Raw genomic sequence first — 15,081 nt, 5'->3', positions numbered from 1 at the left:
ACAAGTGCCCCACACTATTCAGAATTTGCGGGGCACGTGTGGGAGCGGGCTTGCCCCGCGAAGAGGCCGGAAAACTTCTCGGCTCAGTCGCCGGTATATTCGCACCCGCTGGTGCAGGTCTCGTGAATGCGCACCTTCGACAGCTCTGGCAGCAACGGCTTGACCTGCTCCCAGATCCACTTGGCGATCACTTCGCTGGTGGGGTTTTCAAGGCCTGGAATGTCATTCAGGTAGTTGTGGTCCAGCTGTTCGTAGATCGGCTTGAAGATCGCCTTGATCTCGGAAAAATCACGAATCCACCCGGTGTGCGGGTCAAGCGGGCCGGTCAGGTGCAGGCCGACCTTGAACGAGTGACCGTGCAGGCGACCACACTTGTGCCCGGCAGGAACGTGCGGCAGGCGGTGGGCCGATTCGAATGTGAACTCTTTGAAAATTTCCACGCTGTCAGAACTCTGTATGAATCAAGAATGCGCGCAGTTTATCATGGCGCCAGCTGTTTTCAGGTTGAATTAAGGACCGCTGGGTAATCTTAACCCCGTAGACAACTTGAACATCTCTCAGGAGAGAAGACACGATGAAAACCTTGACTGCCCTGTTCACCGCCGCCGCCCTTACCCTGGGCGCCAATGCCGCTTTCGCCAAGGACGTTCAGCCTGACGAAGTGGTCAAACTGGTCAACGCCAAGACCATCAAGTCGCTGGATGAGCTGAAAGCCACCGCCATGGCCAAGCACCCAGGCGCCACGGTCAAAGACTCGGAACTTGAAGACGAATACGGCCGCTACATCTACAAGGTCGAGCTGCGCGACGCACAGAACGTCGAGTGGGACGTCGACCTGGATGCCAAGACCGGTGAAGTACTCAAGGACGCACGAGACAACTGATGATCCACTTACCGCGGCCAGCGCGATACCTCGCGCTTTCGCTGCTGGCTGTCTGCTCCCTAGCGGCTGCCCGTGACCTGGATCAGGACGAGGCCCTGGCGTTGCGCCAGAAGGGCGTCATCCTGCCGCTCGAGCAGCTGCTGGAAACCGCCCTGGGGCGTCACCCCGGGGCGCGTTTGTTGGAGGCCGAGCTGGAAGAAGACGACGATCGCTACGAATACGAAGTCGAGTTGCTGACTGCCGAAGGTGTGGTCCGCGAAATCAAGCTAGACGCCAGTACCGGTGCCCTGCTCAAAGACGAGGAAGACGACTGAATGCGCCTGTTGCTTGTCGAGGACAATGTCCCGCTGGCCGATGAACTGATCGCCGGCCTGCAGCGCCAGGGCTACGCCGTGGACTGGCTGGCCGATGGCCGCGATGCGGTGTACCAGGGCCAGAGCGAACCGTACGACCTGATTATCCTGGACCTCGGCTTGCCAGGCTTGCCGGGGCTCGACGTGCTCGCCCAGTGGCGTGCCGCTGGCCTGGCCACGCCAGTGCTGGTGCTGACCGCCCGCGGCTCCTGGGCCGAGCGCATCGAAGGCCTCAAGGCCGGTGCCGACGACTACCTGAGCAAACCCTTCCACCCCGAAGAGTTGCAGTTGCGCATTCAGGCGTTACTGCGCCGTGCCCGTGGCCTGGCCAACCAGCCCACCTTGGAAGCCGCCGGCCTGCACCTGGATGAAAGCCGGCAGTGCGTGAGCCGTGACGGTGTCGATATCCAGCTGACCGCTGCCGAGTTTCGGCTGCTGCGTTATTTCATGCTGCACCCGCAGCAGATCCTGTCCAAGAGCCACCTGGCCGAGCACCTTTACGATGGCGAGACGGAGCGCGATTCCAATGTCCTTGAAGTGCACGTCAACCACCTGCGCCGCAAGTTGGGCCGCAGTGTGATCGAGACGCGCCGCGGGCAAGGCTATATCTACGCCGGGAGCGTCGCGTGAAGTCGATTCAGGCGCGGCTGAGCCTGGGTCTGGTGGCCGTGCTGGTGGTGGTGGGTGTGGTGCTGGCGCAACTCACCCTGTGGCTGTTCGAGGCGGGCCTGCAGCGCTACCTGGAAAACGGCTTGCGCAAGGAAAGCGAGAACCTGCTGGTGGCCCTGGTGCGGGGGCCTTCAGGTTTGCAGTTGGATGAGCGGCGCATTTCTGCGGCCTATCAGCGGCCGTTTTCCGGGTATTACTTTCGCATCGATTTTGACCAAGGCACCTGGCGCTCGCGTTCGCTGTGGGACCTGGACATGCCCAAGCCCGCCGCTCCTGGGCTTTCCGATAGCCACGAGCTGGGCCCAGAGGGGCAGCAATTGCTGGCGCTGCGTGCTGACTATCGCCGCCTAGGCCAGGACATCTCGATCAGCGTGGCGCAGGATTACTCACCGGTGCGTGAAGGCTTCCGGCGCATGCAGCAGATCGGCCTGGGCATGGGGCTGGTGGCGTTGATACTGGTGCTGGTGCTCCAACGCGTCACGGTTAAGCGCTCATTGCGCCCGCTGGAGCGTGCCCGCCAGCAGATCGCCCAGCTGCAACAAGGGCAGCGCTCGCAACTGGATGCCGAAGTGCCTGTCGAGCTGGCGCCGCTGGTGGGGCAGATCAACCACTTGCTGAGCCACACCGAAGACAGCCTGCGGCGCTCGCGCAATGCACTGGGCAACCTTGGCCATGCGCTGAAGACGCCGTTGGCGGTCTTGCTGAGCCTGGCGTCCAGCGCGCGTTTGGAGGGCCTGCCGGACGTGCGCGAGCAAATGCGCGCGCAGCTTGAGCACATTCAGCAGCGCCTGGCACGCGAACTCAACCGCGCTCGCCTGGCGGGCGACGCCTTGCCCGGTGCCCAGTTCGACTGCGATGCCGAATTGCCGGGGCTGTTGGGCACCTTGGGCATGATCCACGGCGAAGGCCTGTTGCTTGAGCGGGACGTACCGCCGGGTCTGCTGTTGCCGTGGGACCGCGAGGACGTTCTGGAGTTGCTGGGCAACCTGCTGGACAACGCTTGCAAATGGGCAGACTGCGAAGTACGCCTGGGCATTGCACCGAGCGACGGCGGTTACCGGCTGTGGGTCGACGATGATGGCCCAGGTATTCCAGAAAGCCAGCGCCTGCAGGTGCTGGAGCGGGGCTCGCGGCTGGATGAGCAGGTCGATGGGCATGGCCTTGGGCTGGGCATCGTGCGCGATATCGTCGAGGCCTGGGGCGGGCAGCTGGCGCTGCTTCAGAGCCCGTTGGGCGGGTTGCGGGTCAGCATCGACTTGCCGCGCAGGGCTAGATAATGCCGGGGCCGCTTCGCGCCCCTTTCGCGACGCAAGGCCGCTCCCACAGCATTGCCGCAGCGGGCCTGTGAGCAGATCACCACTGCAAAAAAATTGCAGTACAGGCGCATTTTTTTGAATTGGCCCTCGCCAATCCCACCCGGCACAATCCCCGCACGAAACTTCCCAGTTTCCATCTCTCCACGGACGGAGCCCCTTGCGCTATTGCTCTGGCAATACAGGGCCCAGGCCAGCTTGGCTGGGCTTTCTTTTTAACCAGAAAAACTACGATTTCGATTATTCACATGCCTGCTTCGCGTTCCGAAAGTCGTCTGCAGCGGCTGTTGCCCGCACCCCTGAATATCCCCCCCAAAGAATGGCTGCGCGCTGGTATCGGCGCCTTGCTTGGCCTGTTCCTGGCCGGCTGGCTGACAAGCATGGCCTATGGCCCTGGCATCGCTTTGCACCTTCTGGGCCCTTTGGCCGCCTCGGCAGTGTTGGTATTTGCCGTGCATTCCGGGCCTTTGGCGCAGCCCTGGCCCGTGCTGGGCAGTTACGCCCTGGCGGGCGCCGTCGGCCTGGCCATGCGCCAGGGTTTCGGGCCCGAACTTTGGGTGGCGGCTGCTGCCCTGGCGCTCTCGGTACTGGTGATGTGCCTGTTGCGCTGCCTGCACCCGCCGGGCGGCGGTGTGGCGGTCAGTGCGGTGCTGGCCGATCCCGGCCTGGCCGGTCTGGGGGATCACCTGCTGGAGCCGGTGCTGCTCAACGCGCTGATTCTGGTGGCAGTGGCGGTGGTCTACAACCGCCTGACTGGCGTGCGCTACCCCAAAGGCACGGCCCCACGCAAAGAGCTGCATCACACCCACGACCCACTGCCCAGCGAGCGTGTTGGGGTCAGCGGCGCCGACCTGGACCAGGCCCTTGAAGAGCTGGGCGAGTTCGTCGATGTCACCCGGGACGAACTGGAGCGCATCATCCTCGCCACCGAACAGCATGCCTTGCAGCGCAGCCTGGGCGGTATCACAGCAGCCTCCGTGATGTCGCGCGATGTGCAGTTCGCGTCACCGGACACCACCCTGGAGCAGGCGTGGAAGCTGCTGGCCAGCCACCACCTGAAAACCCTGCCGGTGCTGCAGCACGGCAAGCTGGTCGGCATCGTCAGCTTAAGTGACCTGGTAGGGCCGGCCATGCAGCGCGGGCGGTTCCGCTGGCGTGGCCTGTTCGGGCGCAAGGCAGTGCGCATGGAGCAGGTGATGAGCCGGCGGGTGGTCAGTGTCAGCAGCCAGCACCCGCTGGAACGCCTGCTGCCCTTGTTGTGCGAGCAAGGGCTGCACTGCCTGCCGGTGCTCGACAATGGCCAGCTGGTCGGTGTGGTCACCCAGACTGACCTGATCGCCGGCCTCAAGCGGCAATTGCTGAGCGCCGCCAGCAGTGCCTCAGATAACCGGGTCCCAGCGCTGTGACCAATCGCTGGCGCCGGCAGCCACCAGTTGGCGGAGTATCGCGAAGGCCTGTTGCAGCGCTTCGCTGTCGCGCTTGCGCGGGTACACCAGAAACGTCGGGTAGGTGAACTCTGGCGCCTGCGGCACGCGCTCGAACACGCCGCTGTCCAGGTAAGCCTGCACCACGCGGGTACGGAAGTAGCCACTGCCGCCCTGGTCGAGGATGAACTGCAGGGCCAGCGGCCCGAGGTTGAAACTCAGTGCCGGGCGCGCGCAGTCGGGCAGGGCGGCGTCGTGCTGGCGGCGGAACGCCTCGCCCCAGTCGATGTAAATGTACGGGTCAGGCTGATCGACCCGGCGCACGCGGATCAGCTTCTCTTCCATCAATTGCTCGACTTGCAGGCCTGGCCCGTAGGTCGGCTGATAGACCAGCGCGGCGTCCAGCAGGCCCATTTCGACCTTGCGCAGCAGCGATTCGCCGTCGCTCACTTCGCTGCGGATGGCATGGCTGGGCAGTTCGCGGTGCAGCGCACTGACCCAATCGAGCATCATCGGGTTGCCCAGGCTCACTTCGCCACCCACATGCAGTACTTGCTGGCAACCTTCGGGCAGCGGCAGGTCGCGGCGCGCCGCTTCCCAGGTCTGCACCAGCTGGTTGGCATAGCTGACAAAGGCCTCACCATCGCTGGTCAGGCTGGCGCCGTTGCGGCTGCGCACGAACAACTGGCAGCCCAGTTGCTGCTCAAGGCGCTGGACCCGCGCCGTGATCGCCGTTTGTGACACGAACAGGCGTTCGGCGGCGGCGACCAGGCTGCCGCAGCGCACGATTTCCAGAAAGGTACGGGCCTGATCGATGTCCATGGGCTGCTCGGTGGCTAAAAGGGGCGGTCTATTCTAGAGGCTTTGCACCGTTATGGGGCGTATTCGTGTTGTCTGCAAATTTGCAGGTCGGTTGTGACTTTAGTCCCATGGCGCGCCCGGCGTGGCGGTCCATACTCAAGTTTCGCCCTTCAATAACAACAAGTACCGGGTTCCCTTCGACATGAGCTATCAGCACAGCTACGCCCACTCCATCGCCGACCCTGCCGCTTTCTGGGCCGAGCAAGCCGCGCACCTGGCCTGGCACCGCACGCCTTCCCTGACCCTGCAGGAAAACCCAGACGGCACCCACCGCTGGTTTGCTGACGGCCGCCTGAACAGCTGCCACCTGGCACTCGACCATCAGATCGAACAAGGCCGTGGCGAGCAGTTGGCGCTGATCTACGACTCGCCGGTGACCGGTACTCAGCAGACGTACACCTACCACCAGCTACGCGACGAGGTGGCACGCCTGGCCGGTTTGCTGCGCCAGTTGGGGGTCGGCAAGGGCGATGGGGTGATCATCTACATGCCCATGGTGCCGCAGGCGGCCATGGCCATGCTGGCGTGCGCGCGGATAGGCGCGGTGCATTCGGTGGTGTTCGGCGGTTTTGCCGCCAACGAGCTGGCCTTGCGCATCGATGATGCCCGGCCCACGTTGCTGCTGACGGCGTCCTGTGGCCTGGAGTTCGACCGGGTAATCGAATACAAGCCGCTGGTCGATCGTGCCCTGCAGTTGGCCCGTCACCAGCCGCGCCACGTGCTGGTCCTGCAACGCCCCCAGGCCACCGCCCAATTGCAGCCAGGCCGCGACCTGGACTGGCAGCAGGCGTTGGCAACGGCCGAGCCGGTGGCCCCTGTCGAGCTGGACGCCGGTGACCCGCTGTACATCATGTACACCTCCGGCACCACCGGAAAGCCCAAGGGCATCGTGCGTGAAAACGGCGGCAACGCGGTTGCGCTGTGCTATGCCATGCGCCACATCTACGGCATGCAGGCGGGCGATGTGTGGTGGGGTATTTCTGACGTGGGTTGGGTGGTGGGCCATTCGCTGATCGTCTACGGGCCGTTGATGAGCGGCTGCACCACGGTGTTCTACGAAGGCAAGCCGATCCGCACCCCGGACGCCTCCGCCTACTGGCGCGTGGTCGAGCAATATAAGGTCAACGCGTTGTTCTGTGCGCCGACCGCCATGCGCGCCATCCGCAAGGAAGACCCGGACGGTGAGCGGATCAAAGGGCACGATCTGAGCTCGCTGCGCCAGTTGTTCCTGGCCGGGGAAAAACTTGATTCAAGCACCCACGAATGGCTGGAACGGGTCACTGGCAAACCTGTGCACGACCATTGGTGGCAAACCGAGACCGGCTGGCCGGTTACCGCGCCCTGCGTTGGGCTGGAGGGCAGCGCGGCGCGTGCAGGGTCCAGCAACCGCGCAGTGCCGGGTTACCACGTGCGTGTGCTGGACGATGACGGCCATGTGTTGGGGCCGAACCACCAGGGGTCGATTGTGATCGCGCTGCCGTTGCCGCCCGGCTGCAGCCAGACCCTGTGGGGCGATCACGAGCGCTACCTGCAAGCGTACCTGCGCACTTACCCGGGCTACTACCACACGGGCGATGGCGGCTACCTGGACGATGACGGCTTCGTCTACATCATGGGGCGCACGGACGACGTGATCAACGTCTCTGGGCATCGCCTGTCCACCGGTGAAATGGAGGACCTGGTGGCGCGTCACCCGGCCGTGGCCGAGTGCGCGGTGATCGGCGTGCATGACGATATCAAGGGTCAGGTGCCGCTGGCGCTGGTGGTGCTAAAAGATGGCGAGGGCATTGCCGAGTCGCAGTTGCTGGTGGACCTGGTCGGCAATGTGCGCGAAGAAATCGGTGCGCTGGCGTGTTTCAACCGGGTGCGGTTGGTCAAGCGGCTGCCCAAGACCCGGTCGGGGAAAATTTTGCGGGCGGTGCTGCGCAAGATTGCCGATGGGCAGGACTATGTGCCGCCGTCGACCTTGGATGATCCGGCGGTGCTAGGGGAGATCGAGGCGGTGTTGGCGGACCTGCCACGGGCGGGTTGATTCGGTGGTATTGATGGCCCATTCGCGGGGCAAGCCCGCTCCCACAGGAAGCCCCCGGCTTTCAGGTTCGGTGACATGCCGGTGGGAGCGGTCTTGCCCCGCGAATGCGCCAGTTCAGCCAACAAAGTACTCAGGCCCCACCTGATGCAACTGCCCCAAGCGGCTGCGGGTGCGCATCAGGTCGGCAATCGCTCCGCCCAGGCTTTCGTCCAGCGGCCGCCGCCCGATCACTGTCACCTGCTTGTCCTGGTCATACAGCACATCCACCAGGTTGACGAACCGCTGCTGCGCTGCCAGCGAACATTCCGACAGGTCGTCCAGCCCATCGATCACCCACGCATCGTACTGCGCCGCCAGTGCCAGGTAATCGATCACCGCGGTGGGCTGTTCGCACAGGTCGTCGAAGGCGAACATCACCTGCCGGTCGTTATTGGCCAGCACGCGCAGGCTGCGTTTATTGATGTCCAATGTGGCCGGCTGCGCGTCCGGTACGTTCACCGCCTGGCGTTGCTCGGCAGTGCCGGGCCACACATAGTGCCCCTGGGTAAAACGCTGATGCTCGCGGTTGGCCGGCAGGCTGCGAAAGTCAGTGTCGCCACCGACTTCCAGCACCCGCATGCGCCCGTTGATCAGGCGGATCACCGGCAGGAAGCGTTCGTGGTACAGCGGATTGGGCAGCAGGCCTTCAGGTGCGTAGTTCGACGTCACCAGCAGGAAAACCTCACGCTCGAACAGCGCGGTGAACAGCCGAGTGAGCAGCATGGCATCGCCGATGTCATGCACATGGAACTCGTCGAAGCACAACACCCGGCACTGGCCAATCAGCTCGTCCAAGGTAGCGCCCAGTGCATCGTCCAGCGCGCGGTGGCGGTGCATGCCCTGGTGCAGGCGGGCAAAAAAATCATGGAAGTGCAGGCGTCGTTTGGCCTCTACCGGCACAGCCTGGAAAAACCCGTCGAGCAGCCAGCTTTTGCCGCGGCCGACCGAGCCGTGCAGGTACAGGCTGCACGGTTGCCCGTGTTCCAGCTGCGCCAGTTGCTCGGCCATGCTGTGGATGACCCGGCGTTGGCCGTCGCTGAGCTGGTAGCCACGGCTGCACGCCTTGTCTTCGAACCAGGCCAGCAGTTCGCTTTCAGGGGCAGTGTTGGCGCGCAGGCGCTGGCCGAGCTGACGCAACGGGGTAGGGATCCAGGCAGGCAAATCGATAGCTCCTTGGTCGATGGCGGTGCAGGGCGCAGCTTGCGCGACGGTCGCCATTTTGACCAATAGAGAAAGCAGTGGGCAATGATCGCCTGACGAGATAGGTCGTGCGCCCGCTTAGGCTTTGCGCTCCAGCTGGCGCTCGATCATGTACTTCACCGTCAACCTGCGCTCCTTGAGGTGGCGCAGGTCTTCGTCGGCGAAGTTGCCGGCCGAGATCGATTCGGCGGCCAGCACCTGGTTGTCGATGTCCATGTACTCGTCCAGCAGGCGGTCGAGGGCTTTGTCTTGCTGGCGACGTTGCTGGACGATTTCCCGCGGGTAGTGCAGGTCTTGGTAAAGGTCGTGTGAGACAGGCATGGATACCTCCTTGGTCAATGAATGCGCCTATCTGATTGGAAAGGCGAAATGCGATTGTGTTGAAGCCATGCAGGCGGAAAGCGACGGATGGTTGCCAAGATGGGGTATTGGCAGAGGGAAGGGACTAACTTGCTGTTTTAAAGCATTTTTTTTACATCAGGGGGTTCACAGGCCGAAAGAATGTTGTTAAAGTGCCGCGCATTCCAAGACAACAACCCAGTTGTCACTCAGTTGGAATTGTCAGAGCAGCGTTTGCTGCATCTCGATACAGGGGCGTCGCCAAGCGGTAAGGCAGCAGGTTTTGATCCTGCCATGCGTTGGTTCGAATCCAGCCGCCCCTGCCATTTTCTGATTCAAATCAATATTTCTTCCCGGTGCTTAGCCAGATAAGCGCTGGGTTCGTCGTTTCCGGTTTTTAGTCCTGGCATGCCCGCCAAACTGTAGGAGCAGCCTTGTGCTGCGAAGAGGCCAGTGACAGTCAGGGAATGTCCGCTGCGGCTGCCGGCCTCTTCGCAGCACAAGGCTGCTCCTACAGTTAGCGTGCATACAGAAGGTACAGTTGTCGTGCATACAACAGGTGCTGTAAAGCTACGCCGAGACCCGCAGCAATTCACTCAGCACCCGCGCCAATTCTTCGGCCTGCACTGGTTTTTGAATCACCAGGCTGCCGGGCAGTTCCAACCCTTCCAGTTCCGCATACCCCGTCAGAAACACCACCGGTAAACGTGGGTGTCGCTCGCGCGCTGCCAGGGCCAACTGCGCGCCATTGAATTCGGGCATGGCGAAATCGGTCAGCAACAGGTCGATGCCGTCGTCGAGCAATGCCAATGCCTGTTCGCCGCTGTGTGCCTGGCGCACCTGATAGCCGTACTGGCGCAGCACATCGCCGAGCATGTCGCGTACCAGGTGGTCGTCATCTACCAGCAAGACAGTGTGGTTTTGGCCACTGTCACCGATCGGCTGGGAAACCTCTGGCACCACGGGCTCGCTCTGCGCTTCACCCTTGACCGCCGGCAGGTACACCGCTACCTGGGTGCCGCGCCCGGGCACGGTGTCGATGCGCACGCCGCCGCCCGACTGCTTGGCGAAGCCAAACACCTGGGCCAGGCCAAGCCCCGAACCCTTGCCGATGTCCTTGGTGGTGAAAAACGGCTCGAACACTTTGGCCAGCACGTCTTCGCTCATGCCGCAGCCGGTATCGCGGATGCTCAGCATCACGTACTCGCCAGGGTCCGGGTCTTCCGGGCGCTGGGGGCGGGCCTCGATGTGGGTGTTGCGGGTGTAGAGGGTCAGTTGGCCGCCGTCGGGCATGGCGTCGCGGGCATTGATCGCCAGGTTGAGGATGATCATCTCGGTCTGGGTCGGGTCGGTCAGTGCCTGCCACAGGTGCGGGTCCAGGTCCAGGCGCACCGACACGTTACCGCCCAGGGTGCGGCGCAGCAGTTCTTCAAGGCCGGCCAGTGTCCGGTTCAGGTTCAGCGGCACGGGCTCCAGGCGCTGGCGCCGGGAGAAGGCCAGCAACTGCGAGGTCAGCTTGGCACCGCGTTCGCCTGCTTCACGGATGTGTGTGAGGCGGGTGCGCGCTTTGTCCAGGTCGGCCTTGTTGAGGTCCCGTTCAAGGAAGCTGGCACCGGTGAGGATCACCGTCAGCAGGTTGTTGAAGTCGTGCGCCACACCCGCGGTCAACTGGCCGACCGCTTCCAGGCGCTGCATCTGTTGCAGCGCAGCCTCGATACGCTCGCGTTCAGTGATTTGTTCACGCAGGCGGGTGTTGGCCTCGGCCAGCCCCAGGGCGGACTCGCGCTCGCTGGTGATGTCGCGGGCCACCACGTACAGCAGGGTGTCTTCGGGTACCACCACCCAAGATAGCCAGCGCTGCTGGCCGCCGGCATGCAGGATGCGGCCGACAAAGCGCGCGCTGGTGCGGCCGTGGGCGAGGGCGGCCAGCTCCGTGAGGAAAAGCTCCTGATCGGGCTCGGGCAGCAGGTGCAACAGTGACGTCTGGCTCAGGCGCTCGCGCGAAAGGCCCAGGCTGGCTTCCCAGGCCGGGTTGAGGGCGACCGGTGTGAGGTCTTTGTTCAGCACCGCCAACAAGTCTTGCGACAGCTCCCAGGCGCGGTCGCGTTCACGGGTACGGCGCTCGACCCGTTCGCCAAGCATCTCGTTCAGTTGCTTGAGGGCGAGGGTAGCCTGGCGTTGGGTGTGAATGTCCTGCAGCACGCCAGAAAAGCGCACGCACTGGTCATCGACGAACTGGCTCTGGCCGCTGCTGAGCAGCCAGCGGGGTTCCAGGCCGTGGGGTTGCGCGATGCGGAACTCGACCCGGTAGTGGCCGCCGCTCTCGGGGCGCATGGCATGCTGCACGGCGTCGCGGACCATGGCCAGGTCTTCGGGGTAGATGCCGGCGAAGAACACGTCCAGGGTCATTTCGGTGCTGGTTGGCAGCCCGAACAAGGTCTTGCAGCGGTCGTCCCACAGCAACAGGCCTTCCTGTGGGCGCAGGTCCCAGGTGCCCATGCCGGCGGCGTCGATGGCGATGCGGGCGCGCGCCTCGACATCCGCCAGCGCTTCTTCGGCGCGGCGCCGACGCTGGCGTTCCTGCACTTCGGTCAACGCCCGGCGCACGGCCTTTGGCAGCAGCGGCAGGTTTTTTTTCAGTACATAGTCGGTGGCACCCAGGCGGATCATCTCCACCGCGTGCTCTTCACCGTAGATGCCGGAGAGGAAGATGAACGGGGTGTCTGGCGCCAGGCGCTGGGCGATGGCCAGCACGTCGGTACCGGACGAGCCGGGCAGCACACAGTCGCAAAGGATCAGGTCGTAGTGGCTCTCACGCAGGGCGTGTTCGACGCCGACATGATCGAACACCAACTGCGACTGAACGTGCAGCCCGCTGCGCTCCAGGCGCAGCAGGGTCAGCTCGGCGTCCATCGAGCTGTCTTCGACCATCAAGAGTTTCAGCGGCGTTGGCAGCATCTTCGCGGTGGCCTCAGTTGCTGCCGCGGCGGTTTAGGCGCAGCGAGCCGGGTGGCGGTTCGTTGAGCACGGCCCAGAACACCCCGAGGTCGGAGATGGCGGCGACGAATTCCTTGAATTCCACGGGCTTGACCACATAGGCATTGACCCCCAGTTCGTAGGCGCGCAACAGGTCGGGCTCCTCCCGCGACGAGGTCAGCATCACGGTCGGGATGCTGCGCAGGTCAGGGGTGGTGCGAACTTCCTTGAGCACTTCCAGGCCATCGACTTTGGGCAGTTTCAGGTCCAGCAGCAGCACGGCGGGGTTGCCACCGTCGCGTTCGGCATAGGCATTGCGGCGCAACAGGTAGTCGAGCGCATCGGCGCCGTCACGCAGCACGATGACTTCGTTGGCCAACTGGCTGCGCTCCAGCGCCAGCAGCGTCAGCTCCAGGTCCCGGGGGTTGTCTTCTACCAGCAGGATAGGTTTGAGCATGATGGTACAGGGGCCTCATGTAGTCGCGGCGGGGCGCGGGAGGGTGAAATGGAAACTGGCGCCCTGGTCGATCTGGCCTTCGGCCCAGACACGGCCGTCATGGCGCTCAATGATGCGGCGTACGCTTGCCAGGCCTATCCCGGTGCCTTCGAAGTCTTCCATGCGGTGCAGGCGCTGGAACACGCCGAACAGCTTGTTGGCGTAGGCCATGTCGAAGCCTACGCCGTTATCGCGGATGCACACCTCGACCTCGTCTGGGTGCTCCTGGGCGCGGATCTCGATGCGCGCAGGGTCGCGACCGCGGGTGTATTTGATGGCGTTGCCAATCAGGTTTTGCAGCGCCAGGTTGATGAACGCCGGGTCAGCGATCACCTTGGGCAGGGGGGCGATGTCCCAGACAATTTCGCGGCCCTGGTAGTCCGGTGCCAGCTCGGCGCGTATGGCGTCGACCAGGGCATTGAGGTCGACATCCGACAGGCGCAGGGCCGAGCGGCCCATTTGCGAGAAATTCAGCAGGTTGTCCACCAGGCTGCCAGCGAACTGCGCGGCTTCGCCTATGTGCTGCAAGAAACGCCGGCCGCGCTCGCTCAGGCCTTGGCCTTCGATTTCGCCGAGCAACTCGGTGTACCCGGCAATGTGCCGCAAGGGCGCACGCAGGTCGTGGGACACGCTATAGGAAAAGGCTTCGAGTTCTTTGTTCGAGCGGCGCAGTTCGCCGGCCAGTTGTGCCAGCTCTTCGGCCTTGCGCAGGACGATGCCCAGCACGGCAGTGCGCAGCTCCACCACGCCTTCGACGATCAACGGGTCCCAGGCTTGGCAAAAGCCGCGTACCTCTTCCTGCCAGCGTTCAAAGCTGTGCCGCGGGTCGAGCTGGCCTTGCGGCCCGACCTGTTTGCTTGGCTGCCCGGCCCAGTTGACCGTGCGCACCTGCTCGGGGCGGAACCACAGCAGGTAGTGCGAGTGGATTTGAGAGATGGCCACTGCCAGCACACCGCCGACATGGTCTGCCAGTTCAGGCAGCTCGTCGATGTCGCGGCGTACGTTGTCGCTGTGAAAGACCGTGCCCTCACCGCGCTGGGCCAACCAGTGCACCAGCGCCGTGACTTGCGCCTGCGGTGGCGTCTTGCCGATCAGGTCGCAGCGGTCGGCGGAGATCACTGCAGCGCCGCTGGCTCCGGCGAACTCCAGCAGCACATCGGGCAGGTCGCGCAGGCCCTCACTGACGCTGTCGTGATCGGCCATTGACGAGATCATCCGCACGATGTGCTGGCGCAGGTCGAGCAGGGTACGCGTGCTGGCGTGGGATTCACGCGACTCGATCTGCAGCGACAACACGCTGGCCAGCAGCTCACAGGCGGTACGGGTACGCAGGTCCACCGGGCGTGGCTGGTCATGGTGGCAGGACACCAGCCCCCACAGTTGCCCGTCGACCACGATCGACAGCGACATCGAGGCCAGCGTGCCCATGTTGCGCATGTACTGCAGGTGCACCGGCGACACGCTGCGCAGCGCGGCGAAACTCATGTCCAGCGCCTTGCCGGTGCGGGGGTTGGCGGCGGGTACCAGCTTGGAGGGCTGGTAGTTGGCGTCTTCGATCACGCGAATGCGGTTGACCCGATACAGTTCGCGCGCCTGGCGCGGGATGTCCGAGGCGGGGAAGCACAGGCCCAGATAGCTGGGGTAGCCGGGGTCGGCCACCTCGGCCAGCACCTGGCCATTGCCTTCGCTGTCGAACCGGTACGCCTTGACCCGGCCGAACCCGGTGATGCGCTTGAGCTGTTCCACCGACTGCTGCAGCAGGTCTTCAAGGCTGGCGGCCAGGTGCAGGTTGCCGACGAAGCTGCGCACCAGTGGGTAGTAATCACCTTGCTCAGCCAGGTCGGCCGGCAAGCGCACAGGCTCGAACTCGACGATCAGCACCTGGTCGTGACGGTGGGCCAGCACGCGCAGCTTGTCGCGCCAGAGCGCACCTGGGCGCAGGCACACGTCGCCGATATGGAACGGAAAGGCCTCGTCGTCGGGCAGGCGTGCAAGGTGCGCGCGCATATCGAAGCCGTCACCGACCAGCTCGGCCAAAGGGCAGCCCAGCAGCTCCCTGGCGGGCAAGCCTAGCCAGTGCTCGGCGTTTTCGCTGGCCTGGAGGATGTGCAGGTCGGTCTCGTCCAGCACCAGCAGAAACCCGTGGGGCTGGATGCTGCCCGGCACCTGGATCGGCTCCTGGGCACAGCGCTCTACGGCCTCGGCGAGGGGGTTGTCTGCAGTTAACAATGAAAACGCTCCTGTCATGCCCGCCCATGCAGCGGTCACGTGTCTGGTGCAGGACGATGGTTGACATGCACCGTACCAGAATGTCGGCTGATTTGCCGGCTCATGGCCATTGGAGGCACTGTGCGACGAGGGGTTCGGTGGCATCGAAGATTTTTTCGCGGTGGCCGCGAACGCCCGCTATCGCTTTATCGCTAATACAAAAAAATGGCTTGAAGCCATCACTGCTATTCCACCCCGCTGCTACGCTCCAGTGGGTACACAGCTTCA

The 15,081-nt window shown here is 63.8% G+C and carries 13 protein-coding genes and 1 tRNA gene; 7 read left to right on the top strand and 7 right to left on the bottom strand.

Annotation, left to right across the window (positions count from 1 at the left end):
* Positions 1–83: 83 nt before the first annotated feature.
* Positions 84–440, bottom strand: a complete 357-nt coding sequence (gene queD, locus OO306_RS18645) for a 6-carboxytetrahydropterin synthase QueD (protein WP_033699061.1) — start codon at positions 438–440, stop codon at positions 84–86.
* A gap of 134 nt (positions 441–574) precedes the next feature.
* Between queD and OO306_RS18640 the strand changes: the two genes are divergently transcribed.
* From OO306_RS18640 to OO306_RS18620, 5 genes are all read left to right on the top strand, one after another.
* On the top strand, positions 575–883 hold the full coding sequence (locus OO306_RS18640) for a PepSY domain-containing protein (RefSeq protein ID WP_099429918.1): 309 nt from the start codon (positions 575–577) through the stop codon (positions 881–883).
* The gene (locus OO306_RS18635) at positions 883–1,197 is read left to right on the top strand and encodes a PepSY domain-containing protein (protein WP_027593912.1); all 315 of its coding nucleotides are present in this window, start codon (positions 883–885) and stop codon (positions 1,195–1,197) included. Before OO306_RS18640 ends, OO306_RS18635 begins: the two co-directional genes overlap by 1 nt.
* Complete coding sequence (locus OO306_RS18630) at positions 1,198–1,866, top strand: response regulator transcription factor (RefSeq protein ID WP_027593911.1); 669 nt, start codon at positions 1,198–1,200, stop codon at positions 1,864–1,866.
* Positions 1,863–3,182 (top strand): sensor histidine kinase, encoded by a 1,320-nt coding sequence (locus tag OO306_RS18625; protein WP_265969578.1) that lies wholly within the window; start codon positions 1,863–1,865, stop codon positions 3,180–3,182. Before OO306_RS18630 ends, OO306_RS18625 begins: the two co-directional genes overlap by 4 nt.
* Positions 3,183–3,466: 284 nt before the next feature.
* Positions 3,467–4,624 (top strand): HPP family protein, encoded by a 1,158-nt coding sequence (locus tag OO306_RS18620; RefSeq protein WP_265969577.1) that lies wholly within the window; start codon positions 3,467–3,469, stop codon positions 4,622–4,624.
* Here the strand turns inward: OO306_RS18620 and OO306_RS18615 are convergent.
* A complete protein-coding gene (locus OO306_RS18615; RefSeq protein ID WP_085273236.1) occupies positions 4,598–5,464 on the bottom strand; it encodes a LysR family transcriptional regulator in 867 nt (288 codons plus the stop codon). The two genes, OO306_RS18620 and OO306_RS18615, sit on opposite strands and share 27 nt — an antisense overlap.
* Before the next feature lie 181 nt (positions 5,465–5,645).
* Here OO306_RS18615 and OO306_RS18610 point away from each other — a divergent pair, with 181 nt between their 5' ends.
* Positions 5,646–7,535 (top strand): propionyl-CoA synthetase, encoded by a 1,890-nt coding sequence (locus OO306_RS18610; protein WP_265969576.1) that lies wholly within the window; start codon positions 5,646–5,648, stop codon positions 7,533–7,535.
* A gap of 114 nt (positions 7,536–7,649) precedes the next feature.
* On the opposite strand, the gene zapE is transcribed toward OO306_RS18610, so the two are convergent.
* Both zapE and OO306_RS18600 read right to left on the bottom strand, forming a co-directional pair.
* Positions 7,650–8,735 (bottom strand): cell division protein ZapE, encoded by a 1,086-nt coding sequence (zapE, locus tag OO306_RS18605; RefSeq protein WP_265969575.1) that lies wholly within the window; start codon positions 8,733–8,735, stop codon positions 7,650–7,652.
* Positions 8,736–8,852: 117 nt separating this feature from the next.
* Positions 8,853–9,095, bottom strand: a complete 243-nt coding sequence (locus OO306_RS18600) for a hypothetical protein (protein ID WP_265969574.1) — start codon at positions 9,093–9,095, stop codon at positions 8,853–8,855.
* Between the two features lie 269 nt (positions 9,096–9,364).
* On the opposite strand from OO306_RS18600, the gene OO306_RS18595 reads away from it, so the two are divergent.
* Positions 9,365–9,439: transfer RNA gene (locus OO306_RS18595), tRNA-Gln, on the top strand.
* 244 nt (positions 9,440–9,683) lie between these two features.
* Here the strand turns inward: OO306_RS18595 and OO306_RS18590 are convergent.
* Genes OO306_RS18590 through OO306_RS18580 form a run of 3 tightly spaced genes read right to left on the bottom strand, consistent with a single transcriptional unit; the run spans position 9,684 to position 14,832 of the window.
* Positions 9,684–12,071, bottom strand: coding sequence for a hybrid sensor histidine kinase/response regulator (locus OO306_RS18590; RefSeq protein ID WP_099429913.1), 2,388 nt, complete (start codon positions 12,069–12,071; stop codon positions 9,684–9,686).
* A gap of 13 nt (positions 12,072–12,084) precedes the next feature.
* On the bottom strand, positions 12,085–12,546 hold the full coding sequence (locus OO306_RS18585) for a response regulator (protein ID WP_027593903.1): 462 nt from the start codon (positions 12,544–12,546) through the stop codon (positions 12,085–12,087).
* Between the two features lie 15 nt (positions 12,547–12,561).
* Positions 12,562–14,832, bottom strand: coding sequence for an ATP-binding protein (locus OO306_RS18580; RefSeq protein WP_265969573.1), 2,271 nt, complete (start codon positions 14,830–14,832; stop codon positions 12,562–12,564).
* Positions 14,833–15,081: the final 249 nt, after the last annotated feature.

The organism is Pseudomonas sp. DCB_AW (assembly GCF_026240895.1).
GTDB classification, from domain to species: Bacteria; Pseudomonadota; Gammaproteobacteria; order Pseudomonadales; family Pseudomonadaceae; genus Aquipseudomonas; species Aquipseudomonas kermanshahensis.
This window is presented reverse-complemented; position numbering and strand designations above follow the sequence as displayed.

What these genes read in the sequence shown, in the direction of transcription:
- OO306_RS18590 (WP_099429913.1), bottom strand. Translation starts at nt 12,071, where the DNA reads ATGCTGCCAACGCCGCTGAAACTCTTGATGGTCGAAGACAGCTCGATG.
- OO306_RS18600 (WP_265969574.1), bottom strand. Translation starts at nt 9,095, where the DNA reads ATGCCTGTCTCACACGACCTTTACCAAGACCTGCACTACCCGCGGGAA.
- OO306_RS18585 (WP_027593903.1), bottom strand. Translation starts at nt 12,546, where the DNA reads ATGCTCAAACCTATCCTGCTGGTAGAAGACAACCCCCGGGACCTGGAG.
- OO306_RS18635 (WP_027593912.1), top strand. Translation starts at nt 883, where the DNA reads ATGATCCACTTACCGCGGCCAGCGCGATACCTCGCGCTTTCGCTGCTG.
- OO306_RS18615 (WP_085273236.1), bottom strand. Translation starts at nt 5,464, where the DNA reads ATGGACATCGATCAGGCCCGTACCTTTCTGGAAATCGTGCGCTGCGGC.
- OO306_RS18630 (WP_027593911.1), top strand. Translation starts at nt 1,198, where the DNA reads ATGCGCCTGTTGCTTGTCGAGGACAATGTCCCGCTGGCCGATGAACTG.
- OO306_RS18640 (WP_099429918.1), top strand. Translation starts at nt 575, where the DNA reads ATGAAAACCTTGACTGCCCTGTTCACCGCCGCCGCCCTTACCCTGGGC.
- OO306_RS18580 (WP_265969573.1), bottom strand. Translation starts at nt 14,832, where the DNA reads ATGACAGGAGCGTTTTCATTGTTAACTGCAGACAACCCCCTCGCCGAG.
- OO306_RS18620 (WP_265969577.1), top strand. Translation starts at nt 3,467, where the DNA reads ATGCCTGCTTCGCGTTCCGAAAGTCGTCTGCAGCGGCTGTTGCCCGCA.
- OO306_RS18610 (WP_265969576.1), top strand. Translation starts at nt 5,646, where the DNA reads ATGAGCTATCAGCACAGCTACGCCCACTCCATCGCCGACCCTGCCGCT.